At 69.0% G+C, this 26,627-nt stretch carries 26 protein-coding genes; 13 read left to right on the forward strand and 13 right to left on the reverse strand.

Going from position 1 to position 26,627, the window contains the following annotated elements; translation table 11 throughout:
* Positions 1 to 46: 46 nt before the first annotated feature.
* Complete coding sequence (locus tag IU450_RS02215) at positions 47 to 349, forward strand: DUF1905 domain-containing protein (RefSeq protein ID WP_195148089.1); 303 nt, start codon at positions 47 to 49, stop codon at positions 347 to 349.
* Between the two features lie 60 nt (positions 350 to 409).
* Here IU450_RS02215 and IU450_RS02220 read toward each other — a convergent pair whose 3' ends face one another.
* From IU450_RS02220 to IU450_RS02235, 4 genes are all read right to left on the reverse strand, one after another.
* Positions 410 to 1,051: a hypothetical protein gene (locus IU450_RS02220; RefSeq protein WP_195148090.1), complete on the reverse strand. Its 642-nt coding sequence runs from the start codon at positions 1,049 to 1,051 to the stop codon at positions 410 to 412.
* A gap of 129 nt (positions 1,052 to 1,180) precedes the next feature.
* Positions 1,181 to 1,510, reverse strand: a complete 330-nt coding sequence (locus tag IU450_RS02225) for a hypothetical protein (protein WP_228833907.1) — start codon at positions 1,508 to 1,510, stop codon at positions 1,181 to 1,183.
* 144 nt (positions 1,511 to 1,654) lie between these two features.
* Complete coding sequence (locus IU450_RS02230; protein ID WP_195148092.1) at positions 1,655 to 1,951, reverse strand: hypothetical protein; 297 nt, start codon at positions 1,949 to 1,951, stop codon at positions 1,655 to 1,657.
* Entirely contained in the window at positions 1,938 to 2,162 is a 225-nt protein-coding gene (locus tag IU450_RS02235; protein WP_063016531.1) for a hypothetical protein, read from the reverse strand. The genes IU450_RS02230 and IU450_RS02235 overlap by 14 nt, the downstream gene beginning before the upstream one ends.
* A 120-nt stretch (positions 2,163 to 2,282) precedes the next feature.
* On the opposite strand from IU450_RS02235, the gene IU450_RS02240 reads away from it, so the two are divergent.
* Positions 2,283 to 3,074, forward strand: coding sequence for an alpha/beta fold hydrolase (locus tag IU450_RS02240; protein WP_195148093.1), 792 nt, complete (start codon positions 2,283 to 2,285; stop codon positions 3,072 to 3,074).
* A 12-nt stretch (positions 3,075 to 3,086) separates the two neighbouring features.
* Here the strand turns inward: IU450_RS02240 and IU450_RS02245 are convergent, their stop codons facing one another.
* The 3 genes from IU450_RS02245 to IU450_RS02255 are packed head-to-tail and all read right to left on the reverse strand — an operon-like array spanning position 3,087 to position 6,039.
* The gene (locus tag IU450_RS02245; RefSeq protein ID WP_233066332.1) at positions 3,087 to 3,728 is read right to left on the reverse strand and encodes a TetR/AcrR family transcriptional regulator; all 642 of its coding nucleotides are present in this window, start codon (positions 3,726 to 3,728) and stop codon (positions 3,087 to 3,089) included.
* A gap of 5 nt (positions 3,729 to 3,733) precedes the next feature.
* The gene (locus IU450_RS02250; protein WP_195148094.1) at positions 3,734 to 4,513 is read right to left on the reverse strand and encodes a crotonase/enoyl-CoA hydratase family protein; all 780 of its coding nucleotides are present in this window, start codon (positions 4,511 to 4,513) and stop codon (positions 3,734 to 3,736) included.
* Positions 4,510 to 6,039 (reverse strand): acetyl-CoA acetyltransferase, encoded by a 1,530-nt coding sequence (locus IU450_RS02255; RefSeq protein ID WP_195148095.1) that lies wholly within the window; start codon positions 6,037 to 6,039, stop codon positions 4,510 to 4,512. The genes IU450_RS02250 and IU450_RS02255 overlap by 4 nt, the downstream gene beginning before the upstream one ends.
* 116 nt (positions 6,040 to 6,155) lie before the next feature.
* On the opposite strand from IU450_RS02255, the gene IU450_RS02260 reads away from it, so the two are divergent.
* From IU450_RS02260 to IU450_RS02275, 4 genes are all read left to right on the forward strand, one after another.
* Positions 6,156 to 6,911: a crotonase/enoyl-CoA hydratase family protein gene (locus IU450_RS02260; RefSeq protein WP_195148096.1), complete on the forward strand. Its 756-nt coding sequence runs from the start codon at positions 6,156 to 6,158 to the stop codon at positions 6,909 to 6,911.
* Positions 6,912 to 7,087: 176 nt separating this feature from the next.
* Positions 7,088 to 8,194, forward strand: coding sequence for a DUF4185 domain-containing protein (locus IU450_RS02265; protein ID WP_195148097.1), 1,107 nt, complete (start codon positions 7,088 to 7,090; stop codon positions 8,192 to 8,194).
* 94 nt (positions 8,195 to 8,288) lie between these two features.
* Positions 8,289 to 9,497 carry an erythromycin esterase family protein gene (locus IU450_RS02270; protein ID WP_195148098.1) on the forward strand — a complete coding sequence of 403 codons (1,209 nt, stop codon included), beginning with the start codon at positions 8,289 to 8,291 and terminating at the stop codon, positions 9,495 to 9,497.
* 49 nt (positions 9,498 to 9,546) lie between these two features.
* Positions 9,547 to 10,221: a class I SAM-dependent methyltransferase gene (locus tag IU450_RS02275; RefSeq protein ID WP_195148099.1), complete on the forward strand. Its 675-nt coding sequence runs from the start codon at positions 9,547 to 9,549 to the stop codon at positions 10,219 to 10,221.
* Between the two features lie 9 nt (positions 10,222 to 10,230).
* On the opposite strand, the gene IU450_RS02280 is transcribed toward IU450_RS02275, so the two are convergent.
* Positions 10,231 to 10,821: an alpha/beta family hydrolase gene (locus IU450_RS02280; RefSeq protein WP_195148100.1), complete on the reverse strand. Its 591-nt coding sequence runs from the start codon at positions 10,819 to 10,821 to the stop codon at positions 10,231 to 10,233.
* A gap of 526 nt (positions 10,822 to 11,347) precedes the next feature.
* Between IU450_RS02280 and IU450_RS02285 the strand changes: the two genes are divergently transcribed.
* The 3 genes from IU450_RS02285 (at position 11,348) to IU450_RS02295 (ending at position 15,289) form a co-directional block, all read left to right on the forward strand.
* Positions 11,348 to 13,183 carry an acyl-CoA dehydrogenase gene (locus tag IU450_RS02285; protein WP_195148101.1) on the forward strand — a complete coding sequence of 612 codons (1,836 nt, stop codon included), beginning with the start codon at positions 11,348 to 11,350 and terminating at the stop codon, positions 13,181 to 13,183.
* A 193-nt stretch (positions 13,184 to 13,376) separates the two neighbouring features.
* Complete coding sequence (locus IU450_RS02290; RefSeq protein WP_324197495.1) at positions 13,377 to 14,129, forward strand: helix-turn-helix domain-containing protein; 753 nt, start codon at positions 13,377 to 13,379, stop codon at positions 14,127 to 14,129.
* A 68-nt stretch (positions 14,130 to 14,197) separates the two neighbouring features.
* Positions 14,198 to 15,289: a DUF4185 domain-containing protein gene (locus tag IU450_RS02295; RefSeq protein WP_195148103.1), complete on the forward strand. Its 1,092-nt coding sequence runs from the start codon at positions 14,198 to 14,200 to the stop codon at positions 15,287 to 15,289.
* A 69-nt stretch (positions 15,290 to 15,358) separates the two neighbouring features.
* Here IU450_RS02295 and IU450_RS02300 read toward each other — a convergent pair whose 3' ends face one another.
* On the reverse strand, positions 15,359 to 17,014 hold the full coding sequence (locus IU450_RS02300; protein WP_324197496.1) for a VanW family protein: 1,656 nt from the start codon (positions 17,012 to 17,014) through the stop codon (positions 15,359 to 15,361).
* A 557-nt stretch (positions 17,015 to 17,571) separates the two neighbouring features.
* Between IU450_RS02300 and gnd the strand changes: the two genes are divergently transcribed.
* On the forward strand, positions 17,572 to 18,600 hold the full coding sequence (gene gnd, locus IU450_RS02305; RefSeq protein ID WP_195148637.1) for a phosphogluconate dehydrogenase (NAD(+)-dependent, decarboxylating): 1,029 nt from the start codon (positions 17,572 to 17,574) through the stop codon (positions 18,598 to 18,600).
* Between the two features lie 65 nt (positions 18,601 to 18,665).
* On the opposite strand, the gene IU450_RS02310 is transcribed toward gnd, so the two are convergent.
* Positions 18,666 to 19,988, reverse strand: a complete 1,323-nt coding sequence (locus IU450_RS02310) for an acetyl-CoA C-acetyltransferase (protein ID WP_195148105.1) — start codon at positions 19,986 to 19,988, stop codon at positions 18,666 to 18,668.
* A gap of 217 nt (positions 19,989 to 20,205) precedes the next feature.
* Here IU450_RS02310 and IU450_RS02315 point away from each other — a divergent pair, with 217 nt between their 5' ends.
* Together IU450_RS02315 and IU450_RS02320 are read left to right on the forward strand one after the other, a co-directional pair.
* Positions 20,206 to 21,564, forward strand: a complete 1,359-nt coding sequence (locus IU450_RS02315) for a 3-oxoacyl-ACP reductase (protein WP_195148106.1) — start codon at positions 20,206 to 20,208, stop codon at positions 21,562 to 21,564.
* Positions 21,561 to 22,448: a MaoC/PaaZ C-terminal domain-containing protein gene (locus tag IU450_RS02320; RefSeq protein ID WP_228833909.1), complete on the forward strand. Its 888-nt coding sequence runs from the start codon at positions 21,561 to 21,563 to the stop codon at positions 22,446 to 22,448. Before IU450_RS02315 ends, IU450_RS02320 begins: the two co-directional genes overlap by 4 nt.
* 78 nt (positions 22,449 to 22,526) lie before the next feature.
* Here IU450_RS02320 and IU450_RS02325 read toward each other — a convergent pair whose 3' ends face one another.
* From IU450_RS02325 to IU450_RS02335, 3 genes are all read right to left on the reverse strand, one after another.
* Positions 22,527 to 23,783, reverse strand: a complete 1,257-nt coding sequence (locus IU450_RS02325) for a DUF5685 family protein (protein ID WP_195148107.1) — start codon at positions 23,781 to 23,783, stop codon at positions 22,527 to 22,529.
* Between the two features lie 111 nt (positions 23,784 to 23,894).
* Complete coding sequence (locus IU450_RS02330; protein WP_195148108.1) at positions 23,895 to 24,494, reverse strand: TetR/AcrR family transcriptional regulator; 600 nt, start codon at positions 24,492 to 24,494, stop codon at positions 23,895 to 23,897.
* A 99-nt stretch (positions 24,495 to 24,593) separates the two neighbouring features.
* Complete coding sequence (locus IU450_RS02335) at positions 24,594 to 25,760, reverse strand: glycoside hydrolase family 3 N-terminal domain-containing protein (protein ID WP_195148109.1); 1,167 nt, start codon at positions 25,758 to 25,760, stop codon at positions 24,594 to 24,596.
* Positions 25,761 to 26,130: 370 nt separating this feature from the next.
* On the opposite strand from IU450_RS02335, the gene IU450_RS02340 reads away from it, so the two are divergent.
* Positions 26,131 to 26,589, forward strand: coding sequence for a universal stress protein (locus IU450_RS02340; RefSeq protein WP_228834027.1), 459 nt, complete (start codon positions 26,131 to 26,133; stop codon positions 26,587 to 26,589).
* The last annotated feature ends 38 nt before the right edge of the window (positions 26,590 to 26,627 follow it).

The following is a 26,627-nucleotide window of genomic DNA, read 5'->3' on the forward strand; positions in this document are numbered from 1 at the left end:
ACGTCGAGGCGGATCCGATGTCGGTGCCCGCCGCTACAGTCGCGGCGTGACTGGTTCGCGGTACTCGTTCACGGCGGAAGTGTGGGAACACCAGGGGGATGCCGCCTGGTACTTCGTCTCGCTGCCCGAGGACGTGGCCGACGAGATCGAGGAGCGGTACGCGCATCGTTCGGGTGGATTCGGTGCGGTGCGGGTGCACGTGGTCGTCGGCGGCAGCCGGTGGTCCACTTCGCTGTTCCCGGACAAGTCGCGGGCCACCTACGTGCTGCCGGTCAAGAAGGCGGTGCGGGTCGCCGAGGGGCTGGAGGCGGGATCGGCTGCGCGAATCGAGCTCACCGTCGCACTCTGAGGCGCGAATCCGCGGCGACATCGAACCACTTCGCTCGACGTTCGTGCGCCGGTTCGGGATTCAGTACTGGACCGTGCGCCCCGGAGGCGGCACCCATCCCGCGGCGGCACTGCGCTTGCTCGCGCTCCGCTTGACCGCCACCACCACGATCACGAGCACACCGAGCACAACGCCACCGAAACCGAGGGCGAGCGCACCGAGCAGGGTGCCGACGAACGACGAACCGAGGCCTCGGCCGACGGCGACCGTCACCTCGGAGCTACCCGCCGTGGTGACGCGGTAGGCGCCCGGCTCGGCGGCATCGAACGAGAACCCGGCCCGTCCCTCGTGCTTGCCGAAGGAATAGGTGACGGAGGCGTCGTACTTCCGCAAGTCCACGTGCTTGCCGTCCGGACCGAGCACCCGGAGGTTGACCGTGCCGGAGCTGCCCCGGGACGACGCGCCCGGGTACTCGAAGTACACGGTGTAGCCGCCGGACTCCGCCAAGTTCACCACGCCGGAGCCGGGCACCCCGACCCGCTGGAAATCATCGATCCGGCCGGAGGTCTGCAGGAAACCGACGGCCCCGAGCACGATGCCGCCGATGATTCCGAGGGCGATCAGCGCGCCGCCCAGCACGAACCAGCGGCCGGAGGGAGTGATCGGTTGCGGTGTCGGCGATCCCATCGGAATCGGCGACGTCGGGAAAGGCGGCTGTGACACGGTCGAATCCTCGGCTTTCGGTCGACTCCCGCGTCGACGTAGCGACAGCGTACGGCCTGCTCCGCCGCCCCGCTACGCGAATCGTGGACTACCCGGCCGAGACCGCCGTCCAGCGACGATCGCCTGCGCTCAGCGCGGCTGGGCCGCCGACATGCACTCGCCGGCGATGCGACCACTGGCGGCGCGCGCCTTGTCCGCGTCTTCCTTGCTCATCCCCAGCGTCTCCTGGTTGGGAGCCTTGGTGTCGTACTCGTCGCTGATCATGATCCGCAGTCCGGCCTGCGAGATTCCCTGGTCGACGAACACCTTCGCGGCGCAGTCGGCCAGTTGCTTGTTCTTGAGGCCCTTGTCCTGCAACGACTTGGCGAGATCGGCCTGCGTCACCGTGGGCGCCGCCGTGTCCTTGTCGCTGCCGCATGCCGCGAGCACCGGCAGCGCGATCAGCGCCGCGGCGATCATGCAGATCCGCACCTGACTCCTCTTCCTCGACTGACCACCGTCGGTGGCGTGGCCACCATAATGCCGCGCGGCGTCCAGCGGTAGTCGTTCCGCTCCTCAGGCATGGGATACGTTGCGGCACAGCGATTCACCAGGGAACAGATCCTAGAGGTCCATCGCGGCGCGCAACGCGGTGTCGAGCCGCTCCAGGGTGTCGGTGTCCACCACGTCGACCCGCTCGGCCAGCCACCCGCGGAAGATGCGCCCGATGTTCCCGGCATGCACCCAGCCGTGTTCCTGCACCGGAACCGCGAGGATGTCGTGCGGATCGTCCTCGATGACCTCGGCCGCGATCAGCCAAGGGCGAGGCGATTCGTTGATACCGTCACTGCTGATGAGCACGACCGTTCGGCGACGCGGCGAACCATGCGGGTTGTAGATCCACAGTTCACCCCGACGCACGCATCGCCTCCTCGGCGGCCGCCAGCTCGGCCGCGTCGGCGGCGGCCTCGGCGGTCACATCCGACACCGGACCGACCCCGGTGCGCACGGCTTCCCGTCGCGCGGCCTTCGATATCCACGCCGACGGCGACATCCCCGCGCGAGCCGCCGCCTGCTCAGCGTATGACCAGGCGGCTTCATCCAGCGAAAGGGTGACCTTACGCGTTGCCATACCAATTATCGTACCGGCGCGATCGTGCGCTGCGCCAGCCCTCGGCCCACCCCGGTTCCAGCCGCCACGACACCCGCGTGATCCCAACTGATGACAGGTGACTGCTGTTAGGGTTGGCCCATGACGACGTTGCACCATCACCGCGTCGGCGCGGGCGAGCCGCTCGTGCTGGTCCACGGAGTCGGAAGCCGGTGGCAGGTGTGGGAGCCGATCATCGCCACCCTGGCGGCGTCGTACGAGGTGATCGCGGTCGATCTGCCCGGCTTCGGCGGATCGACGCACCCGCTGGCGCACACCACGGTGCCCAACCTCACCGAGGCGCTCGCCGAATTCCTGGCCGCGCAAGGGATCGAGCGGCCACACCTCGCGGGTAATTCGATGGGCGGGCTGATCACGCTCGAACTGGGCGCTCGCGGACTGGCTCGCTCCGTCACCGCCTACTCCCCGATCGGGTTCTGGGACAACGCGGGTCGCGTGTGGTGCCAGCAGTCGCTGGGCAAGTCGCGGGCGCTCGCGCGCCTGTTGCGGCCCGCCCTGCCATCGGTCCTCGGCACCGCCGCGGGCCGGACCGCCTTCCTCTCGCTGGTCTTCGGCAAGCCGTGGGCACTGGACAAGCAGGTGGCGCTGGAGACCGCCATCGGCGCGGCGGACTCGGCCGGATTCGAGGAGGCGCTCGCCTCGTTCACCGACGTCCGGCTGCCGGAAACCGGCGCTCTGGCCGACATTCCGGTGACGATCGCCTGGGGCACCCGCGACATTCTGCTCACCTACGCGACCCAGAGCCGTAAGGCGCGCAGCGCGCTGCCGCACGCCGAACACGTCACGCTGCACGGCAGTGGGCACACGCCGTTCTTCGACGACCCGGCCGGCTGCGCCCAGGTCTTGCTCGAGACGATCACCCGCACGCGGTAGGCGTCCGCCCGTTCAGCGTGCGGGCGGATCGAGCAACGTGTCCGCGGCCGCCGTGCCGAGCAGGACGCGTACGGCGTTGCCCCACCGGTGCCGCAGGATCTGATTCCGGCTCGCGTCTCCGGTGAGCAGCACCCGCAAGGCCAAGCCGGTCATGATCTCGATGGTGAACTCGGTGATGGTCGGAACCCGTGGGTCGTCCGGGAATTCGCGACGGAAACTGTCGCGAATGCTGGTGTGCATCAGTTCGAACAGGCGGACCTCCAGCGGCAGGAACGCCGCTCGCAGTTCCGGGTCGGTGCGCGCGCCGACCCACATCTCCAACGCAGCCCAGAACGACGGCCCGCTGAGCATCCGCATGGTCAGTTCGACGGCCGTCTCCAACCGGTCCGCCTGGTCGGGGATCGCCTCGAATTCGCTGGTCAGCTGGTCGAATCGGCGCTGTGCCACATGCTCGACGGCACCGGCGAGCAAGTCGGCCCTGGTCGGGAAGTAGTGCTGCAACGTCCCGCGCGGCACGCCTGCCCGTTTCTGCACCTCGAGCGTGGTCGTGCCCGCGTAACCGACCTCGACCAGACTCTCCACCGCCGCGTCCAGCAGCCGCGTGCGCATGCGCTCCCTGCGCTGCGCCTGCGGCTGCCGGACCGGTCGCGGCACGCCCCTCAGCGTCCCTGCCACCGAGGCTCGCGCTTCTGTGCGAACGCCAGCGCACCCTCGGCGGCATCCTTGGACAGCAGCGCGGGCAGGGCGATCTCGCCCTGCTTCGCGAAGGCCTCCCCGACCGGCCAATCCGGCGACTCGTCGATGATGCGCTTGCTCGCGGCCACGGCCAGCGGTGCGGCGGCGGCGATCTCGGCCGCGAGTTCGAGCGCCGCCGACAGCGCCGCACCCGGCTCGGTGACCCGGTTGACCAGGCCGAGCTGATAGAGCCGCTCGGCGCCGATCCGCCCGCCGGTCAGCGCGAGTTCGGCGGCCGTGCTGCGCGGCAGCCGCTGGGTCAGCCGCAGCACACCACCGCCCGCCGCCACCAGACCGCGCTTGACCTCGGGGATGCCGAACTGCGCGTCGCGGGCGGCGACGATGAGGTCGCCCGACAGCGCCAGCTCGAAACCACCGGCCAGCGCGAAGCCCTCGACCGCGGAGATCATCGGTTTCGCCGGGGGCTTCGCCGAGATACCGAGTGGACCGCGGCGCTGCGTCATCGGCATCTCGCCTTTCGACGCGGCGACGAGATCCATACCCGCGCTGAAGGTTCCGCCCGCACCGGTGAGCACGAGCACGCGCGCCGCGTCGTCGGCCTCGAACGCGTCGACGGCGGCTTCGATGGCCTGCGCGGTGGCCAGATTGATCGCGTTGCGCGCCTCCGGACGGTTGACCGTCAGCACGGTGATCGCGTCGCGCCGCTCGACAAGGACGAAGTCGGGCCTGCCCGCCTCGGTCATTTGACGCTCCTCTCGGTGAGCAGGGTGAACGAGTCCGCGGCGATCTCGGCGTCCGCGCCGAGCGGATCGCCCGCGGTGAACGCCGCGAGGGTGTCGGCATCCGACGCCCGGACCAGTATGCGGGTCCCCGCCGGTGTCAACGCGCTCACCACAACGGCTTCCGGCTCGTCGGCGCGGTCCGGCGCAGGGCCCTTGCGGTAGGCGACGGTGTACGCCTCGACCGAGGCGGGGCCGGTGTACCCGGGCGCCGGTTCGCGCCGGGCCCGCGGCACTTCCGCTTCGACCGCACGGAACAGCCGCTCGGGTGGCCTGGCCGAGTACACGCCGACGCCGTGCTTGGTGCTGTACCAGCCGAGCGCCGTCGCCAGGCCGTAGGCGTCCGGGTCCGCGCGCAGGAGGCCGAACAGTGTCGCGATCGAATGGGTCGTGTAGTTGTTGCCCGGCCCGCCCGCGAAGGTGAGTCCGCCGGTGACCGACAGCGGCCGTGCCGGATCGTCGATCGGCAGGCCGAGTTCCTCGGCGGCGATCTGCACCGCGACCGGGAAGCAGGAGTAGAGGTCGATGTGGGCGACGTCGTCTATCGCGATCCCGGCCGCGCCGAGCGCCGCTTTCCCCGCCGCCGCGATGGCGGGCGAGCGGGACATGTCCATACGCTCGGAGACGAACCACTCGTCGGTCGCGGTGGCGCCGCCGTGGGGGAACACCCACCGGTCGCGCGGCACCCCGGCGGCGTCGGCGGCCGCCGCGCTGCACAGGATCAGACCGGCGCCCAGGTCGACGGTCAAGTTCGCGACCATCAGCTTCGGATACGGCGTGGACACCATTCGGTTGGCGGGCGCGGGCGTCACGAGGTCGGCGGCGGTGTGCGGGACGGGCTGCCACGCATACGGATTGCCTGCCGCGATCTGCGACAGCCGCGCCCAGAGTTCACCGATCCGCTCCCGGTGCGCCGCCTCGCTCGATCCGAGCCTGCGGCGCAACGCCGTCTCCATGAGCGCGTAGAAGTACACCGGACCCCATAGGCCGGCGGCGGTCTCCATATCCGAGTTCGGCCCCCGATCGGAGCCGATGACCTCGTCGGGGCCTACGTCCTCCGGCTGCTCCGGCCAGTCCACCGCCGCGCCGGTGCGGGTGGCGGCGTTCCAGGAGGACACCGCTTCGGCTCCGGTGAGCAGTGCGATGTCCGAGCGGCCGTCGGCGATGGCCTGCGCGACGGTGTTGAGCAGCCGCTGCGGTGCGTCGCCGCCGAAGCGCGCCGATTGCACGGTCCTTCTCGGGGTGGCGCCCACATCGGCGGCGACGAGCGCGCCCAAGTCACCGTAGGGACGGCTGACCGGGGCGACGGCGGCGATCAGATCGGCCGATCGCAGCAAACGGTCACCGACACCGCTGTCGGCGCCCGCCCGGCGCAGCGACTCGGCGGCGAGTTGGACCGGGCCGGGCAAACCGGGCTCATCCGGGCGATGTACGACCTGCCCGGCGCCGATGAGCACCGGCGTCCTCGGGTCCATTCCGGCTGGCAGCATGCGTCCTCCGCTCCATAACCGTCAGCATTGACGGTAACTAGAGTCCGATTAGAACAGAGCCCGAGTGATCGGGCAACAGCGCGCGAGCAGAACTGACTCATGAGTAAGATTCCGGAATGGGCACCAACATCGCACTGCGGTTCGACGAGCACCGCGCGTACGTCACGCTCGACCGGCCGGACAAGCACAACGGCCTGACCGTCGACATGCTCAGCGGACTGGTTGCCAGCGCTCGGACCATAGCCCGCCGCAGTGACGTACGCGCGGTCATCCTGTCCGGCAACGGCCCCAGCTTCAGCAGCGGCCTGGACATCGCCGCGGCAACTAGCAATCCATTGGCTATCGTGCAGAACTTCGTGCCACGCCCTTGGCGAGGCACCAACGCCTTCCAAGAGGCGTGCTGGGCCTGGCGCCGCCTGCCCGTGCCGGTCATCGCCGCGGTCCACGGACGCTGCTACGGCGGCGGCCTCCAGCTCGCGCTCGCCGCGGACTTCCGTTTCGCGACCCCCGACGCCGAATTCTCCGTCATGGAGACCAAGCACGGCCTCGTTCCCGACATGACCGGCGCGGCGACGCTGTCCAGACTGATCGGGATCGACAAAGCCCTCCTGCTCACGATGACCGCGGACACCGTCGACGCGGCCTACGCCGCGAAGATCGGCTTGGTCACCGAACTGACCGCGGACCCTGTCGCCGAGGCCGAGAAACTCGCCGACCATCTCGCGACGCGGTCGCCGCATGCCGTCGCCGCCGCCAAACGGCTGTTCGAGAAGTCGTGGCAGGCATCCGCTCGGCGAACCTTTGCCGTGGAACGCGCGACCCAACTCCCGCTGATCCTCCGCAAAGCGCTCGGCAGCACCACAGATAGATAGCTGAAAATTCGCCAGAATTGGGCATAAGCCCTCCGCCGACCGGTTGCGCTGTTAGCATTTGCACGATTTGCCAGCCAGTCGACTAGTGGTGCACGGCACACTGCGAAGGGTCTGTGTATCGCGGGAAGTCCGTGGTTCGCACCGCTCTCGGGAAGAAACCGGAGGGCTCACAGACAGTGATCAAAACCGCATCCTTCCTACTTTCGGCGCTGGCGGGTGTCTCGGCCCTGCTCTTCACGGCGACTACCCCCGCCATCGCCAACCCGAACGCCATCAATCCGATTCCAGTGCTCAACGGAACGACAGGGTTGCCGCATCTGCTCGGCCGCACCAAGGCGGTCTTCCAGGTGACCGGCATGGCCAGCCCGAACAACACTCAGACCTACAACGTCCTCGGCACCGATCTCGGCATCATGTGGGACAACGGGCACGGCGAAATGCTCACCGCTTTCGGCGACACCGCGGGCGTCGGCTTCCCGAATCTCCTCGCGGGCAGCATGTGGTCCTGGCGCAGCAATATCCTTCTCCGCAGCCACACCACCGATCCCGCCGAGGGCATCTTCTTCGACAGCGTGGTGCGCGATGTATTCGGCCAGGCGCGCGACCTGATTCCCAGCCCGAAGATTCCGTTCCTGGAGATCAGCCGGATCCCCACCGCGGGCATCTCGGTCGACGGCGTGCAGTACATGAGCCTGATGTCGGTGAAGACCTGGGACGACGTCGGTCAGTGGAGCACCAACTTCTCCGGTCTCGCCGTCTCCGGAGACAACGGCGAGACCTGGGCCGAACTGCCCGAAACACGGCGGACCAACGAGGGCGGGAACGCCAACTTCCAGATGAACGCGTTTCTCGCGGACGGCGGATACATCTACGAATACGGCACCCGGTCCGGACGCGATCACACCGCGCACGTGGCCCGGGTGCGCGCCCAGGACATCGGTAATCTCGCCGAGTACGAATACTGGGACGGCCGCGCGTGGCGAAAGAACGACGTGAATGCCGCCGCGCCGATCATGTGGGGCGTCGGCGAACTGTCGGTGATGTACAACGCTTATCTCGGACAATACATTTCACTCACCACCGACCGATTCAATTCCGTGGTGATGCGGCGCGCTTCCTCCCCGGTCGGCCCGTGGAGCGACCCGGAAGTACTGATCGATACCAGGGAATTGCCCACCGCCTACGCGCCTTCGATCTTCCCGTACCAGACAGGCCGGGATCTGTATTTCCTCACAACCGTGCACAGCCAGTACAACGTCGTGCTCATGCGCACGACGCTGTAGCCCGTGGCGACGATCCGACGCGGCGCTTGACCTCAACAATGGTTGATGTATGAGGCTGAGCCGCGTCGGATCTTTCACATTCACGGGAGGCACCATGCTCAGCACCACCGCCGACGTCCGCGCCTGGCTGCGCGACAACGCCGTCGCGATCGACAGCTCCGATCCGGATGCTCCCGGCCCGGAGCTCGACACCTTGATCGCGCGGCTCGGCGCCGCCGGTGTGGTGGGGCTGGGTGAGTCGACGCGGTTCTCCCGGCAGACCTTCGGTGTGCGGGAGCGGATATTCCGCGGACTCGTCGAACGGCATGGCTTCCGCGCCTTGGCGATTCAGGACAGCGCACGTTCCGGCGAGCGCTGGGACCGGTTCGTCACCACGGGTGAAAGCGACCCGGAAACAGTGCTCGCAGGCGCCTGGCGCCCGTGGCGTACCGAGGAATCGGTGGCCACCCTGCGTTGGATCCGCGGATACAACCTGGCGCATCCGGAAGACCCGGTCCGCATCTTCGGTGTCGAACCGCCCCGTGCCGAGCCGAGCGACTACGACGCGGTGCTGGACTATGTGCGCCGCGCTGCGCCCGACCGGTCCGCCGCGATCGAGGCGCACCTCGCACCGATCCGCACCGCGCACCAGGTCGACGAGCACGTCCAGCGCCACCAGGGCATCCATCCCGGCCGCCCGTTCGCCGAGCACGCCGAAGACGCCCTCACGCTGCTCGCGCAGTTGCCGGACACGAAGGAGCGCGCCGCGGCGTTCGCCCATGCCCGCCTGATCCTCGACTTCCACCGGCACAGCGTCGCGAGCCAGGGATTCGCCCGGGACGAACGGCCTTCCGCGGAGACCGTGCTGCGGTGGCGGCGCTCGACCGGCGCCAAGATCGTCTACTGGGACGGGCTGGCGCACACCACCAATCTCCCGATCGTCTACGACACGGCCGAATTCCGCGGTGCGGGAAGCCATCTTCGTGCCGACCTCGGCGACGGATACCTGTCCGTCGGCATCGGCTTCCACCACGGTGATCTCGGTACGGCCGTGGCGCCCGACCCGCTGCCCGACCTGGTGGACGCCGCGCTGGGCGAGGTCGACCTGCCCGCGTACTACGTGGACCTACGGGCCGAGGCGCCGGAGCCGGTGCGCGGCTGGCTCGACGGCCCCGCCAAGTTGCGCACCATCAGCGGCGTCTACGACCCGGCCGCGGACGCCACGGCGAACGTTCGCCTCTCCTCGCTCGCCGACGCCTTCGACGTGCTGATCCACGTGCGCGAGACCACGCCGGTGCACTGGCTGTCGCAGGTATCGGCCTAACTCGCGCAACCCCCGGGGGCGCGGGCCACGCGATCAATAGACTCGAAATATGGATGCGGCCGACTGGGACGAGCGCTACGCGCAAACGGAATTGGTCTGGGGCGCACCGCCGAACAACACCGTGGTGGAGCACGTCTACGGGTTGGAACGCCGTGCGCCGCTACCGGCCGCCACACCGGAGGGCGAGGCGCCGGAGTTCCCCCGCGCCCTCGACCTGGCCTGCGGGGAGGGGCGCAACACCCTCTGGCTCGCCACGCACGGTTGGCAGGTGCACGCCGTCGACTACTCCCAGGTGGGCATCGACAAAGGCCGCACCGTGGCCTCGCGCTTGTCCCGGTCGGTCCGTAATCGCATCACCTGGCAGTGCGCCGACGTCACCGACCTGGACGAGGCGGGGGTCACCGGACCGTTCGAGCTGGTCTTGATGGTCTTCTTGCATCTGCCCGCCGAGCAGCGCCGCGCGCTGGTGCGCAAGGCGGCGGGATTGCTGGCTCCCGAAGGCACCCTGCTCGTGCTCGGCCACGACACCACCAACATCACCAATGGCTGCGGTGGGCCGCAGGACCCGGCCATCCTTTTCACCCCCGACGACGTCGTCGCCGACCTCGGTCCCCTCGCGGCGGCGAGCCGGATCCGCGTCCGCATCGCCGACCGCGTCTACCGTCCGACGGAAACCGGCGACGCCATCGACGCTCTGGTCATCGCCACCCGGCCCGCCGAATAGGGCCGCGGTTCAGGACCAGCGCTCCAGCCACGGGGTGACGGTCTCGGCGATCAGGTCGAAACCGGCGCGGAAGGCGTGCGGCTGCCCGGGAATGACGCGCACCTCGGCGGCGTCGGCTGGATCGGGAATGCCGAAGGGGTCGTTGGCTCCATTCACGACCACCACGTCGATGTCGCCCGGGGCGAGCAGCTCGTCCCGGCGCGAGTTCTCCGGCTTGCCCGGCGGATGCAGCGGGAAGGACAACGCGAGCACGCCGCGGGCCCGCGCCGCGACCGCCGTTCGACAGGCGACCCGCGCCCCATTGCTGCGCCCGCCCTGGATCAGCGGAATGCGCTTGCGGCCGCGCAGCTGAGCGACGACCTCGAGCCAAGCCTCGTCCTGCTTGACCGCCGACCCCGGCGCACGCCGCCCGGCGACCCGATACGGCTGCACCACCCGCGCTACCGCACCCCCCAGCCGCAGCGCGACGTCACGCACCGCGAGCAGGTCCTTCGCGTCCACCCCACCCCCAGCGCCATGCGTGAGCAGCAGCAGGAACGCGGGCCTGCGCGGCTGTTCGAGCTCTACCTCAGCCGCCCCAGCACTCGTCTCGATGCGCATGTGTCGATTTTGCAGCGCCTACGGCGCTGCGCGTTCGCGGCCCTCCCGTGGCCCGCGTGTCCGAGCAACAGCTGCCGCACACCACGAGCGCCGATCGACCGGACGACCGCCCACCGAGCCACGCGCAGTTCATCCCCAGCTCATCCCCAGCGCGAATTGCCACCGCGCCCGGCGCACCCCAACCCCGACTTTCGAGCGAAGCGAGACCGAGCATGCGCCCGTTCGCGGCCCGGCTCGCGTTCGAGTGGCCGCCGCGTACGCGACGAAGAAGCAAGCGGCGCTCGCTCGGACGCGAGCCACCAGGGGGCCGCGAACCCGCCGCGCGAAGGCGCGGCCATCAAACACTGTAAAACGCGTCACATTGCCTGCTCAGCTCTTTGCGCAGTCATTACCGGCCGGTAATATGGCAGATAAGTTACCCGCGAGTAGCATGCGGAAAACCGGCACGACTACCCCGGTGGAGCGAACAACGGGCGGGAACGGCAACAACCGACCGCACCAACTCAACGGAGAGTGAGTACTGACAATGGGTCACTACAAGAGCAACGTCCGCGACCTGGAGTTCAACCTCTTCGAGGTTCTCGGCCTCGGGTCGATCCTGGACAGCGGCGCCTACGGCGATCTCGACACGGACACCGTGAAGGAGATGCTGAACGAGGTGCGTCGCCTGGCCGAAGGCCCGCTCGGCGAGTCGTTCGCCGACGCGGACCGCAACCCGCCGGTCTTCGACCCCGAGACCCACACGGTCACCCTGCCCGAATCCTTCAAGAAGAGCTACCGCACGCTCCAGGACGGCGGTTGGGACAAGCTGGGCATCGCCGAGGAGCTCGGCGGCCTGCCGATTCCCCGCGCGGCCTACTGGGCCGTCGCCGAACTGATCCTGGGCGCGCAGCCGGCCGCCTTCATGTACGCCGCAGGCCCCGGCTTCGCGAACATCTTCTACAACAACGCCACCGAAGAGCAGAAGGGCTGGGCGCAGATCGCCGCCGAGCAGGGCTGGGGCGCCACCATGGTGCTGACCGAGCCCGACGCCGGTTCCGATGTCGGCGCGGGCCGCACCAAGGCGATCAAGCAGGAAGACGGCACCTGGCACATCGAGGGTGTCAAGCGATTCATCACCTCCGCCGACTCCGACGATCTGTTCCCGAACATCATGCACCTGGTGCTGGCTCGCCCCGAGGGCGCAGGACCGGGCACCAAGGGCCTGTCGCTGTTCTTCGTGCCGAAGTTCCACTTCGACCACCAGACCGGTGAGCTGGGCGAGCGCAACGGCGTCTTCGTCACCAACGTCGAGCACAAGATGGGCCTGAAGGTCTCGGCCACCTGTGAGGTCACCTTCGGCGGCCACGGCATCCCGGCCAAGGGCTGGCTGGTCGGCGAGGTGCACAACGGCATCGCGCAGATGTTCGACGTCATCGAGCACGCTCGCATGATGGTGGGCACCAAGGCCATCGCGACCCTGTCCACCGGTTACCTGAACGCGCGGGACTACGCCAAGGAGCGGGTCCAGGGCGCCGACCTGACCAAGATGACCGACAAGGCCGCCCCTCGCGTCACCATCACCCACCACCCGGACGTCCGTCGTTCGCTGGCCACCCAGAAGGCGTACGCCGAGGGCCTGCGCGCGGTGTACCTGTACACCGCCGCCCACCAGAACGCCGATGTGGCCCAGCATGTTTCCGGCGCGGACGCCGACTTGGCCGCGCGGGTCAACGATCTGCTGCTGCCGATCGTCAAGGGCGTCGGCTCGGAGCGGGCCTACCAGTACCTGACCGAGTCGCTGCAGACCCTGGGCGGTTCCGGCTTCCTGCAGGACTACCCGATCGAGCAGTACATCCGCGACGCGAAGATCGACTCGCTCTACGAGGGCACCACCGCCATCCAGGCACAGGACTTCTTCTTCCGCAAGATCGCCCGTGACCGTGGCGTCGCGCTGGCGCACGTGGCCGGTCAGGTGCAGAAGTTCATCGACGCCGAGGCGGGCAACGGTCGCCTGAAGGCCGAGCGCAAGCTGCTGGCCACCGCGCTGGAGGACGTGCAGGCCATGGCCGCCACGCTCACCGGCCACCTGATGGGCGCCCAGGAGCAGCCGAGCGAGCTGTACAAGGTCGGCCTGGGTTCGGTGCGCTTCCTGCTCTCCGTCGGTGACCTGCTGATCGGCTGGCAGCTGCTGCGTCAGGCCGAGATCGCCATCGCGGCGCTGGACAACGGCGCGACCGGCGCCGACGAGGCGTTCTACAACGGCAAGATCGCGGTCGCGCAGTTCTTCGCGCGCAACGTCCTGCCGGAGCTGACCGCCACCCGCGCCGTGCTGTCCAACCTGGACAACGACATCATGGAGCTGGACGAAGCCGCGTTCTGATCCTCGCCCAACCACAGCCGCACAACGGCCCGGAGATCTTCTCCGGGCCGTTGTCGTCTAGATTTGTCGATTCGTGACGTTCGATCACCGCTCGACGCCGATCCTCTCCGGTAGATTGCGTGCTCCCGGGGGGCAGCAGGAACCTCCCGCTTCACACAGTTCGACACGAGAAATGTCGGCAGGGGTGCCCGAGGTGACGCGCAACGCAACTGGCATCGGCGCTTATCTGCGCGAACGACGCCTCGCCGCGGGGCTGACGCCCGCCCATCTCGCCCAGCGCGCCGATCTCACCGAGGCGATACTGGACCAGGTCGAGAGCGGTGCGATGGCGCCGAATCACGCACTGCTGCAGCAGTTGTTCGACGCGCTCGAGGTGCCGCTCTGGTACCGCAGGCACATCGTCGTGCTGAGCCTGCCGAGCTTCTGCACCGCCGCCTACGGACCGGGCCCCGCCGCGCCGACCCCGGACGACCGAGCCGATCTGCACAGCCTGCCCGACCCGGCCTGTTTTCAGCGGATGCCGACCCAGGATCTGGTGGACGCCAATTCCGCCTACGAACGCGTCTTTCCCGGGGCGGTCGCGCGGGCGAACGTGCTGGAGTGGATGTTTCTCGACGCGGCAGCCCGGCGGGTGATGGTGGACTGGGCCGTGGAGGCGCACCTGCTCGTCGACGCCTTTCGCATCCTGTCGCCGCTGGCCCCGCGTGAGCGCGTCGAGGAGATCGCCGAGCGCTGCCGCCGCTCCCCCGACTGGGACCGCATGTGGACCACCGAAGTGCGCGCCGCGGACATCCCGCGCGGCCGGTTGCAGGTGCGCGATCTGCGCACCGGCCGGGTCCGCTCGATGAGCATGCGCGTCTACAGTCCCGAACTCCCGGAACGGCCGTGGTGGCTCTACCGGCTGGTGACGATCGGCGGAACGCGCGCAGCGCACGCGTCGATGTAGGCGACATCGCGGCGGCGAGCGGGCAGAATGACCGAGCAGACTGCGTCCCAGAGGAAGGGAATGTCCGGATGACTCGCTCGCTGTCCGCACTCGCCGGAGCCGGTGCGCTCGCCGCGGTCCTGGCCTTGGCCGCGTCCGCGGCCGCGCCCGCCGGAGCCGACCCGAACAACGTCATACCGATCCCGGCGCTCAACGGCATCCACGGGCTGCCCGACCTGCCCGGGCCGACCGAAGCGGTGTTCCAGGTGACCGGGATGGACAGCCCGAATCGCACCCAGTCGGTCAATGTGCTCGGCACCGATCTCGGCATCATGTGGGACGACGGCAACGGCCGCATGATCACCGCGTTCGGCGACAGCGCGGGCATCGGCATCCCCAACCTGCTCGCGGGCAGCGTCTGGGCCTGGACCAGCAACGTGCTGTTCCGCAGCTCCTCGCACAACCCGGCCGAGGGCATCATCTTCGACGACGTGGTGCCGAATCCGTTGCCGAGCCCCAAGATTCCCGGCATCGAGATCAGCCTGATTCCCACGGCGGGCATCTCGGTGGGCGGCGTGCAGTACATGAGCATGATGTCGGTGCGCGAATGGGGCGATCACGGCAAGTGGAACACCAACTTCTCCACTCTGGCCGCCTCCGGTGACGGCGGCACCACCTGGTCGCAGCTCACCCACACTCGTCGCGCCAACGTCGACGGTCACGAGAACTTCCAGCAGAACGCCTTCCTGAAGGCAGGCGGCTACGTCTACCGCTACGGCACGCCCGCGGGCCGCAACAATGCCGGATTCGTCTCCCGCGCGAAGGAGTCCGATATCGCGAATATCGACGCCTACGAATACTGGGACGGCAAGGAGTGGAAGCCCACCGACGCCAAGACCGCGACCCCGATCGTCGGCGGCGTGGCCGAGCTCTCGGTGATGTGGAACGAATATCTGGGCCAGTACGTCATGCTGACCACCGACCCGGCCAACAGCGTCGTCCTGCGCACCGCGGCCGCCCCCGAGGGACCGTGGAGCGAGCCCCGCGTCCTCATCGAGGCCCGCTCCCTCCCCACCGCTTACGCGCCGATGATCTACCCCTACCAAACCGGCCGGGATCTCTACTTCCTGGTCACTCAGCACACCCAGTACAACGTGCTGCTGATGCGAACACCGTTGTGAGCTCGCTCGACCGGTGAGGGCCCGCCGGGGAGTTCGGCGCCGCTCACGCCCGGGATCGGGGTTCCTTCCCTACTCGCACTTCACGACTGGGATCGGGTCGTACTTCACCGTGCGGGTCTTGCGGGAGACCTCGCGGCCTGTCTTGCGGTCGGTGATGACCCGGGTGTCGGAGATCGTGAAGCCAGGTGCGCCTTCGGAGGCGATGCAGTCCTTGCCCTTGGGCAGGGTGATGGTGTTGGGTTCGGTCGGTTTGGTCTTCTCGCCGGTGATGGATTCGACGTCGACCGTCTTGGTGCCCCACAGGCGGACGGTGATCTCGGAGTCGGTCGCGAAGGTCTCGATGTAGACACCGGTTTGGCCGTTGTTGCGGAATTTCAGATCGATCGCGCCGTCGAAGACGGTGGCCTCCCGGGCAGCGGGGTAGCGGGAGATGTAGTAGCTGTGCTCGGTGTGCCCCGCGTCCTCGAGACCGGCGAAATACGCCGCGTTGTAGAGCGTGGTGGCGAACTGGCTGATGCCACCGCCGACGGCGGTGCTGGGACGGCCGTGGTCGATGATGCCGGACTCGACATATCCCTCGGCGGTGCCGCGCGGACCGGTGAACTCGTTGAGCGAGAAGGTCTCTCCCGGCTTCACGACAGCGCCGTTGACCTTCCTGGCCACGGTGCGGATGTTGACGCCGGAAGGGCCACTGAAACCGCTGGTGGTGAACGATCCGACGGTCTCGATCACGCCGAGACCCTGCGCGGCCTCGGTGGTCAGTTTCGGCTCGATCCGCTCATAGACCACCTGCGCGGTCCGCTCGCCCGGTGCGACCAGCAGCGCGGTGAACTGTTCGAAGGTCTTCGGCCAGTTGATCTTGTCACCGACCACGGCGGGCACGACCGACGGCTTACCGCCCGAGACGGCGAACGTCGCGTCCTTCGGCTCGACTTCCGTGGTGGCCAGTTGCGGCGCGAGCAGACCGATCGCGGCGTCCTGATTCACCGACATGGCCAGACCGCCCTGTCCGTCCGGCGCGAAGGTCAGCACGGACGCGATCTGCTCGGGATCGAGGCTGCCCGCGGCGCCCTTGCCCGCGAACGAGATCGGCGCCCGCACGGCGGGCTGGGCGATCTCGCGCAGCGCCGCGTCGACGGCTTCCGGACGCACGCGCAACGGCGCCGGAACGACCGGAAGATCCACCGTCGTCCCGGTGATCCAGCGGTCGGCCAATTCCGTTCGCGCGCCGGCGGCGTCGAGCACTCGTCCCGGCACCGGCGGCACCGCGACGGGGCTCGCCTTGTCGAAGGTGATGGTGCCCTCCACCGAGGGGCGGTCGTGCACCCGCAGCTCGGACAGCCGGCGGTCCAGCGCCGGCTCATCGATCGCGCTGACGATCGCCACGTCGCGCGTGGTGAAGAAGGAAGCGAGCCGGGTGAAGGGGTTGAGCGGCTGGGAACCGATCCGCGACCAGGTGGCGTCCCAGTCCACCGACAAACCGGCGGCGCTCGGCACGATGCTGGTCTGCACGTCTCCGATGCGCAGCGGCAGTTCCCGGCCCGCCCTCGGGTCGAGCTCGGCGCGCAGGCGGGCGTCGGCGGCCGAGGTATCCATGCCGCCCACGTCGACGCCCGCGACGACGGTGCCGCGCGGCACCTCACCAGAGGACAGCGCCCAGTCCACCGCGTATCCGAGACCCGCGACCGCCAGCACCGCGCCGACCGCGATACCTGCCCGGCGCACGGCGGCACTGTCCAGGCGCTTCGGCGGTGGCGTCGAGATCGGGCGACGCGCGGGCGCGCGGCGGGGTGCGGGTGGCACGGGCCTGCGTCGGGTAGTTTGCAGGGGCTGTGTGAGCTGCGCGTCGCCGCCCCATTCGACCGACCGGTCCGATTCCTGGGGTCGCTCCGACCCGAGGAGCTCGCGCCATCCGACTTCGCCACCAGGTTGTGGGCCGCGTCCTCCGGTGCTCGGCTGGCTCGTCACGAACCCGTCCTCCCCGTTCGATTGAGTTGTGGACCCGCACGATGCGAGTCCCCACCAACGATAGTGGTCCTTACCGACAGCGGTCGGCACAGCTCGGGCGTAGAGCAAATCCCGCGCGAAGAACCGGGTACACCACACAAAGAGGCCCGCGCAGTTGCCGGGTCGGGGGTCTGGCAACTGCGCGGAGCCGACCTGTTTATCGGACTACGCGCAGCCGCGTTACACGCGCACGACGAACCGTGATCGATCCCACGCGGGAGAATCGGAAGGACCACCCGCCGCAAGACTTCGCATACACGAGGGAGATGGATGGCATGCAGCTGGGAATGATCGGCCTCGGCCGGATGGGCGCCAACATCGTGCGCCGCATCGTCGGGGACGGGCACACCGCCGTCGGATACGAACGTCACTCCTCCCACATCGACGAACTCCGCGCGGAACTCGGGGACGGCTTCCGGGGAACCACCGACCTCACCGAGTTCGTGGGCATGCTGGAGACGCCGCGCGTGGTGTGGGTGATGATCCCGGCCGGCGCGACGGGGGCGGTGATCGAGCAGGTCGCCGAGCTGCTCGAACCGGGCGACATCGTGATCGACGGCGGAAACAGCCGCTACCACGAGGATCTCGCGCGCGCCGAGCAGTTGCAGCCCAAGGGCATCCACTACGTGGACATCGGCACCTCGGGCGGCGTGTTCGGCCTCACCCGCGGCTTCTGCCTGATGATCGGCGGCGAGTCCGAGCCGGTGAAGTACCTGGATCCGCTGCTGAAGTCGATCGCGCCGGGTCTCGACGCGGCGGAGCGGACGCCGGGACGCACCGGCGAACCGTCCACCGCCGAACTGGGCTATCTGCACTGCGGACCGGTCGGCGCGGGCCACTTCGTGAAGATGGTGCACAACGGCATCGAGTACGGCGCGATGGCCGCCTACGCCGAAGGTCTGAACGTGCTGCACCGAGCCAACTACGGCGCCGAGCACGCGGGCGAGTTCTCCGCCGAGGAGACACCGCTCGAGCACCCCGAGCACTACCGGTACGACCTCGACCTGCCCGAGATCACCGAGGTGTGGCGACGGGGCTCGGTGGTGGCTTCCTGGCTGCTCGACCTCACCGCGGCGGCGCTGCACGCCGACCCGAACCTGGACTCCTACAGCGGCCGGGTGTCCGATTCCGGCGAGGGCCGCTGGACGATCGATGCCGCCATCGACACCGGCGTGCCCGTACCCGTCCTGGCGTCCGCCCTGTTCGCGCGATTCTCCTCCCGAGGCGATTCGCTATACGCGGACAAGCTGCTCTCGGCGATGCGCAAAGCTTTCGGCGGACACCTCGAGCTGCCGGGCAAATAAGCGCGAAGGTGGTCCGACCGAGAATCTCGATCGGACCACCTTCTACGGTGCGACTACCTCAGCCGTCAGCGCTCGAGGATGGCGACGACGCCCTGGCCGCCCGCCGCGCAGATGGAGATGAGCGCGCGGCCGGAACCCTTTTCGGCCAGCAGCTTCGCCGTGGAGGCGACGATGCGGCCGCCGGTCGCGGCGAAGGGGTGGCCCGCGGCCAGCGACGAGCCGTTGACGTTGAGCTTGCTGCGATCGATCGAGCCGAGCGCGCCGTCGAGACCGAGGCGCTCCTTGCAGTAGGCGTCGGACTCCCACGCGGCCAGGGTGGCCAGCACCACCGAAGCGAAAGCCTCGTGGATCTCGTAGTAGTCGAAGTCCTGCAGGGTCAGGCCGTTGCGGGCGAGCAGGCGCGGCACCGCGTAGGTCGGCGCCATCAGCAGGCCGTCGGGGCCGTGGATGTAGTCGACCGCCGCGACTTCGCTGTCGACCAGGTGGGCCAGCACCGGCAGGTTGCGCTCGGCGGCCCACTCCTCGCTGGACAGCAGCACCGTCGAGGCACCGTCGGTGAGCGGGGTGGAGTTGCCCGCGGTCATGGTCGCGTCGCCCGCCTTGACCCCGAAGACCGGCTTCAGGGTGGCCAGCTTCTCGACGGTGGAGTTCGGCCGCAGATTGTCGTCGCGGGTGAGGCCGAGGAACGGGGTGATCAGATCGTCGAAGAAACCGCGGTCGTAGGCGGCCGCCATGTTCTTGTGCGACAGGTAGGCCAGCTCGTCCTGCGCCTCCCGGGCGACGGCGAATTCCTTGGCGGTGATGGCGGCGTGCTCACCCATGGACAAACCGGTGCGGGGCTCGGCGTTGCGCGGGATCTCGATGCCGAGCATGCTCGGGCGCAGCTGGCCGACCAGCTTGAGGCGCGCGGCGTTGGTCTTGGCGCGGTTGGCGTCGAGCATCCACTCGCGCATTCCCTCGCTCACGCCGATCGGGGCGTCCGACGTGGTGTCGGTGCCGCCGCCGACGCCGGCCTCGATGCGGCCCGCGGCGATCGCGTCACCGACGGTGACGATCGCCTGGAGTCCGGTGCCGCAGGCCAGCTGCAGATCGTGCGCGGGGGTGTAGGGGCTGAGCTTGCTGCCGAGCACGCTCTCCCGGATCAGGCCGTGCTCGCCGACCCGCTTCAGCACGGCGCCGCCGACGACCATGCCGAGCCGCTCGCCCTGCAGGCCGAAACGGCTGACCAGACCGTCCAGCGCGGCGGTGAACATGTCCTGGTTCGAGGCGTGCGCGTACGCCTTGTCCGAGCGGGCGAACGGAATCCGGTTACCGCCCACGATCGCGACCGGGCGGGTGGTCTTGCCGGTCTTGGCGGCGCTCTTGGCCGAACGGGCTTTGCTAGTCACTCGAGTCTCCAAGGTCTCGTGGATGGATGCCCCGGCGGCCCGGTCCGGCGCGGAATTCCACGCTGATCGGCGCCCCGTCGCGGTTGTTTACATTAAACTTACTCTGGAGTAAGTTTAATGTCGACACGTACCCCGCAAAAGTGCGCCAGCAGACCACGCCGGGGCTACCCCCAACCACCCCCAACCCGAGAGACTGAACTCAGAAAAGGTAGGAACAGTGGCAGCCAGCAAGAGTAAGGGTGCTCCCAACCTCTATGGATCGTTCGTACACTCCGCCCCTGGCGCGTTCCTGGCAGGCAAACTCGGCCTCCCGCAGCCTGCGACTCTGCGCCGCTACGTCAAAGGCGAGCCGCCGCTGTCCGGTCCGGTGCTGATCGGCGGCAAGGGCCGGGTCGCCGAGCCGGTGCGCGCCCTGCTGTCGGACTACGATTTCGCCGACGCGCTCGGCCAGGAGACCAAGTACGGCGCCCTGGTGTTCGACGCCACCGGCATCGGCACCGTCGAGGATCTCTCCCAGCTGTTCGAGTTCTTCCAGCCCGCCATGCGCAGCCTCACCCCCTCCGGGCGCATCGTGGTCATCGGCACCACGCCGGAGCTGGCTTCCGGCGTGGACGAGCAGATCGCGCAGCGCGCGCTGGAGGGCTTCACCCGCTCGGTGGCCAAGGAACTGCTGCGCGGCTCGACCGCCCAGCTGGTGTACCTGCATCCGGAGGCCTCGGCCACGGCCACCGGCTTGGAGTCCACCCTGCGCTTCCTGCTCTCGGCCAAGTCGGCGTTCGTCGACGGCCAGGTCATCCGGGTCGGCAAGGACGACGCGAGCGCACCCGCCGACTGGGACCGCCCGCTGGACGGCAAGGTCGCGGTGGTCACCGGTGCGGCGCGCGGCATCGGCGCCACCATCGCCGAGGTGTTCGCCCGCGACGGCGCCCAGGTGATCGTGGCCGACATCCCGGCCGCGGGCGAGGCGCTGTCGCAGACCGCGAACAAGGTGGGTGGCACCGCTCTCGCGCTCGACGTGACCGCGCCCGACGCGGCGGAGAAGCTGGCCGAGTTCGCCACCGAGCGTTTCGGCGGCATCGACATCATCGTGCACAACGCGGGCATCACCCGCGACAAGCTGCTGGCGAACATGGACGAGGGCCGCTGGAACTCGGTCATCAACGTCAACCTCGCAGCGCCGCACCGGATCACCGAGGGCCTGGTGGCCAGGGGCGCGCTGAAGGAGGGCGGTCGCGTGATCGACGTGTCCTCGATCGCGGGCATCGCGGGCAACCGCGGCCAGACCAACTACGGCGCGTCCAAGGCGGGCGTCATCGGCATGGTGAACGCCGAGGCGCCGAAGCTGGCGGAGAAGAACATCACCATCAACGCCGTCGCGCCCGGTTTCATCGAGACCGCGATGACCGCCGCGATCCCGCTGGCCACCCGGGAAGCGGGCCGGCTGATGAGTTCGCTGCTGCAGGGCGGCCAGACCGTCGACGTCGCCGAGACCATCGCCTACTTCGCGAGCCCGGCCTCGAACGCGGTGACCGGCAACGTCGTGCGCGTCTGCGGGCAGAGCCTGATCGGAGCATGATGACGCAGGCTCCGGGCCGGGAGAAGACACAGGTGATCACCCTCACCGAACCGCCGAAGAACAGCCGCCTGTTCGTCAAGGCCGCGCTCGGCGCGGTGCCGCTGCTGTCGGCGCGCAAGCCGACGCTGCCGGACCGGGCCGTTCGGCTCGACGGCCTGCGGGTGGATCCGGATCATCTGGCCGCCTACTGCCGGGCGACCGGTTTGCGGTTCGGTGACGCGCTGCCGCTGACCTATCCGTTCATCCTCACCTTCCCGCTGGCCATGCAGCTGGTGGTGGCGCGGGACTTCCCGTTCGTCGCGGTGGGCGCGGTGCACGCGCAGAACGTCATCGAGCGCACCCGGGACATCTCGGTGAGCGAGCCATTGGATATCCGCACGCACATCGAGAACCTGCGCGAGCACCCGAAGGGCCTGCTGGTGGACGCGATCAGCGATGTGAAGGTGGGCCGGGAGCTGGTGTGGCACCAGGTCACCACGTTCCTGCACCAGCAGCGCACCTCGCTGTCGGGCGGGCCGAAGCAGGAGCCGAAGCCGGACGAGGTCCCGCCGCCGCCGCTGCGCACCCTGCGGGTGGATCAGAAGACGATCACCCGCTACGCCGCCGCGTCCGGCGACCACAACCCCATCCACACTTCGGCACTGGGCGCCAAGGCATTCGGCTTCCCGCGATCGATCGCCCACGGCATGTGGTCGGCGGCGACCGTTCTCGGCGCCGTCGAGGGGCGCATTCCGGAGCAGACCACGTACTCGGTCAAGTTCGGTAAGCCGATTCTGCTGCCTTCCGCCGTCAACCTGTATGCCGACCAGGTCGAAGGCGGTTGGGATCTGGCGCTGCGCCACCCGAAGAAGGGGTACCCGCATCTGACGGCGACCCTGCGCTGAGCAAGCCGAAGCCGCATCCCGATTTCCGCGAATCGGGGTGCGGCTTCGCGCATTCCAGCGAGCTTCTCCGGGTGCCGGTCAGCAGTCGCAGCTACAGCAGCCGCAGTCGCCGCAATTGCAACAGCCGCAATCGCATTCGCCGCAGTCGCAATTCTTGATCCAAGCGTCCTTGCGTTCGCCGGTGCACGGTTGCGTGTGGTCGGCGCAGCACGCGTAGCCGGTGCAGTAGCCGCCCAGGATCAGCGCGAGAGACTCACCGACACCCGGGCGACGGGTCGGCCGACGGTGCCCGGTTCCGTGCCGTTGGGCGCGGACCTCGGCGCGTGGAGCTCCTTCGGTATCGGGCGACACCGAGCACGTATGGGCGGCGAAGGTTCCGAGCCCGCCGCCGAGCCGCCGCAGCACCGCGGTCAGCGGGTCGAGCAGCATCCAGCGGACGGTGGGCACCCGGCTGAGCTCGGCCTCCGCCACGGCCGCGCGCAGGCGTGAATTCGATTGCCGCAGCAGGTCATAGGCCTCGGGCACGGTGGTGCCGGTGGCTGCGAGCGGGTTGAAGCGGCCGTGAGTGGCGTCGTCGTCGTAGTCCGCGACGGCGTCGGCCAGGTGCGCGATCCGGCCGAACTGCCATCCGGCCGCACGCAACGCCTCGATATTGTCCGGGCGCTCGGCCAGCACGGCGGTGTGCGCGAAGAAGGCCGACGCGCACAGCTGAGTGGGGGCGGTCAACCGGTCCAGCGGGTCCGCCGAAGGCGCCATTGCCGAGAGCCAATGCGGCGAAGCGGCAAGCTGTTCCGGCACCAATCCGGCCGATCGCGTCCCCGCCCCGCGCGAACCGCCAACGGCGACCAGCTCTTTCGCCTCGTGCTCCAGTCGCACCTGCGCGACGAGCGCCGCGACGAGCGGGTCGACGTCGAGACCGATCCGCGCCGCGCCCGCGCGGGCCTCCCTGCCCCATCGCGCCGCGGCTTTCGCCAGCGGCCTGCGCGCGAGACCGGCCACGTCGCCATCGTCCACGTGGTCGCGAATCTTGGCCGCCGCCAACAACAGCGAGGCGGTGGTGGCGAGCTGAACGCCGGGCGAGTCGGCGGTGACCACCGACGCGCGGCGCATCCCGCGCAGCGGACACGGCGCAGCGGTGGCACGTGCGGCCGAACCGGACTGTGCCTCGGTGAGCATGCTCAGCACCAGCGCGTCCTTGTTGGTGGTGGCGCGAGCGAGCTGACCGTGCCCGTCCCGCAGCCCGAGACACAAACCGCACAGATGCGCCTGCCACTCGGCCGCATCGATTCCATACTTCTGAGCGCCGTGTGCACACGGCCTGAGCAACCCGAACACTTCCGCCCCGTTCCTCCCCGGCTCGATCGAATGAGCCGGTCCGCGCTATGCGAACTCACGCACTGTGGCAAAAGGGCGGCGCGGAAGCAACCGGGATGGGCAAAAGGCGGGTTACTCGGTTTTCTTCCGGCCCGCGAGCCCGCGCCAGGCCAAGTCGTCGAGCAGATCGACGGCCTCGGCGACCTCGATCCGGCCACTGGCCAGCCGGTCGGCGATGGCTTCGCCCGCACCGATCACGGCGACCGCGACGACGTCGAAGTTCGTTCCCGGCTCGGCGTGCTTGGCGCTGGACTCCAGCAGTTTGGCGGTCAGCTCGATGACGCGTTCGCGCGCGTTCTCGATCTCCGAGGCGAACGCCTGCTGGCCGATGGCCTGCCGGTAGAGCACCTGCCAGGAGCGCCGGTTGCGGTCGACGAAGCCGAGGAAGCCCTCCAGCGCGGTGCGTACCTGCTCATGCGGCGTCAGCAGGGGGTTTCCCGCGGGCGCGACGGATTCGATGAACCGCATCCCCTCCCGCTGGATGCACGCGCGGAACAATTCGTCCTTGGAGCCGTAGTACAGATACAGCATCGGCTTCGAGATCTTCGCCTCGGCGGCGATCGCGTCCATCGACGTGTCGTGGAAGCCTCTACGCGAGAAGACCTCCACGGCGGCGTCGAGCATCTGCTGCTCGCGTACCGCCCGCGGAAGCCGCTTCGTACCGCCCGCCATCAACACTCCTACCACAGGTGAATCTCATATATTACTCCAAGGTAAGTTCCGGCGGTCCGATTTGCTCACCAGTCGCCCGACTCGGCCGTGCGGCCCGCCTCAGCAGCGCGGTAGCGCACCCTTGTACGCGGCCACGCGCAACACCGAGGCATCCACCTGCGCCATCGGCAGTAGTCCGCTCGACACCGCCTGCTCCAGCCGGTCCAGCACCCGCGGCACCGCGTCGGTGGTGATCCACAGGGCATTGTCGGCCCCGGCGACCAGCGCGGCCTCGACGGCGTCCTCGATCGACATCCGGCTGGTGATCGCCGCCATGCCACCGAGATCGTCGGTGAAGATCGGGCCCTGGAACGGCGCGGCGCCGTAGCCGCTGCCCTCCCGCAGCAACCGCATGGCCTCCGGACTGATGCTGGCCGGGACGTTCGGAGTGGTCAGTCCGGGCACGTCCAGGTGGCCGACCATCACGGCCGCGCCCGAGCCGATCAGGTTCCGGAACGGCACCAGGTCCACTTGCTGCAACTGGTCCAGCGGCGGGGTGCGCACCGCCCCGGTGTGCGAGTCGCCCGAGCCGGAGCCGTGGCCGGGGAAGTGCTTCATCACCGTGCCGAGGCCGACCTCACGCATGGCGCGGATGTAGGCGTCCGCGTAGCGGGTGACCTTCTCCGGGTCGTCGGAGAAGGAGCGGTCGCCGATCACCGAGTCGTCCGGCTGGGAGCTGACGTCGATATCGGGGGCGAAATCCACCGTCACGCCCAGATCCTTCAGTGCACGGCCCCGGACGAGCGTCGCGCTGTAGAACTGCTCGGGACTCATGGTCTGCGCCGTCTCCCGCGCCGACGGAGCCGCGCCGATCAGGTCGCGCACCCGCGAGACGCGGCCGCCCTCCTCGTCGATGGTCACCATCAGGGGCACTTTGGCGGCCTGCTGAACCTGCGTGATCTGTCCGGAGGCGAGCAGCGCCTGGTCGGTCCATCCGCCCACGAAGATGCCGCCGATCTGCTCGTCGCGCACCACGTTCGTGGCGTCGTCGGCGCCGGTGACGCCGACCGTCAGCAGTTGGGCGAGCTTCGCGCGGGTGGTGAACTGCGCGAGATACCCGGCGTTGCAGTCCGGCGGCGCCGAACCGGTGGCCGGGATCGCGGCGGTGGTCGCTTCCCCTGTCGCGGTGGTGGGACTCGACGAGGCCGACTCGGTGGAGCCGCCGTTCGAGCAGGCGGTCGCGACGGCGGCGAGAACGGCGAGGACGAGCAGAGGCGTCTTCCGCATAGAGGCCAACCGTACTCGCAGCGACGTGCGCGACCGCAGTCGCTACGTGGCTACCGGGCGGGTAACTCACCCACCGGTATCGAATCGTTGTCTCGGGTCGGGCCGCATCGGACCGATCGCACACACGGACACGTCTGCTCGCGCCCCCGTCGCGGGCCACCGAGCCGCTCGGCGTGGTTCCGATCGCATGCGCCGGATCGGCCGCGCCGCTGGGCGCGTGCGGCCGGATCATCGGCGCCGATGGGTTCGGGCACGCTCGCCTTTGCGCAGGTCATACCCGGAAACAAGCCGGTTCGAGCGGGCTCGGGCGGGGTAATCTCGAGGTGTCGCCGTGCGTCTCCCTCAGGAGGTCATCGTGCCCTGCGATTCGATGCTCATCGCCTACGACGGCTCCGAGAACGCCAAGCGCGCCGTCGAATATGCCGGGCGCTTCCTCACCGCGAATCGAGCCGTCGTGCTGACCGCGTGGGAACCCATGGTGCGTCAAGCCGCTCGCCTGTCGGGGCTGTCGGGTGTCATGCAACCGGAATGGGTGCCGGACGACGAGATCGAGGACATCGCCTACGTCGACGCGCGCGCCACCAACGCCGAGGGGGTGCGGCTGGCCGAGCTGGCGGGCCTGCACGCCGAGGCGCGCACCGCCGAATGCACCACCACCATCTGGAACGCCATCGTCGATTGCGCCGACGAGCTGGACGTCGACATCATCGTCGCGGGCACCCGTGGCGCCACCGGGCTCCGCGCGCTCCTGCACAGCAGCGTCGCCGACGCCGTCCTCAAGCATTGTCACCGCCCGGTCCTGCTCGTCCCGCCCGGCAAGAACTCGTGACCGCGCCCCTGTGAGATATGGATCGCTCCCGCGCAGCG

This window comes from Nocardia abscessus (assembly GCF_015477775.1).
Lineage (GTDB): Bacteria > Actinomycetota > Actinomycetes > Mycobacteriales > Mycobacteriaceae > Nocardia > Nocardia abscessus_A.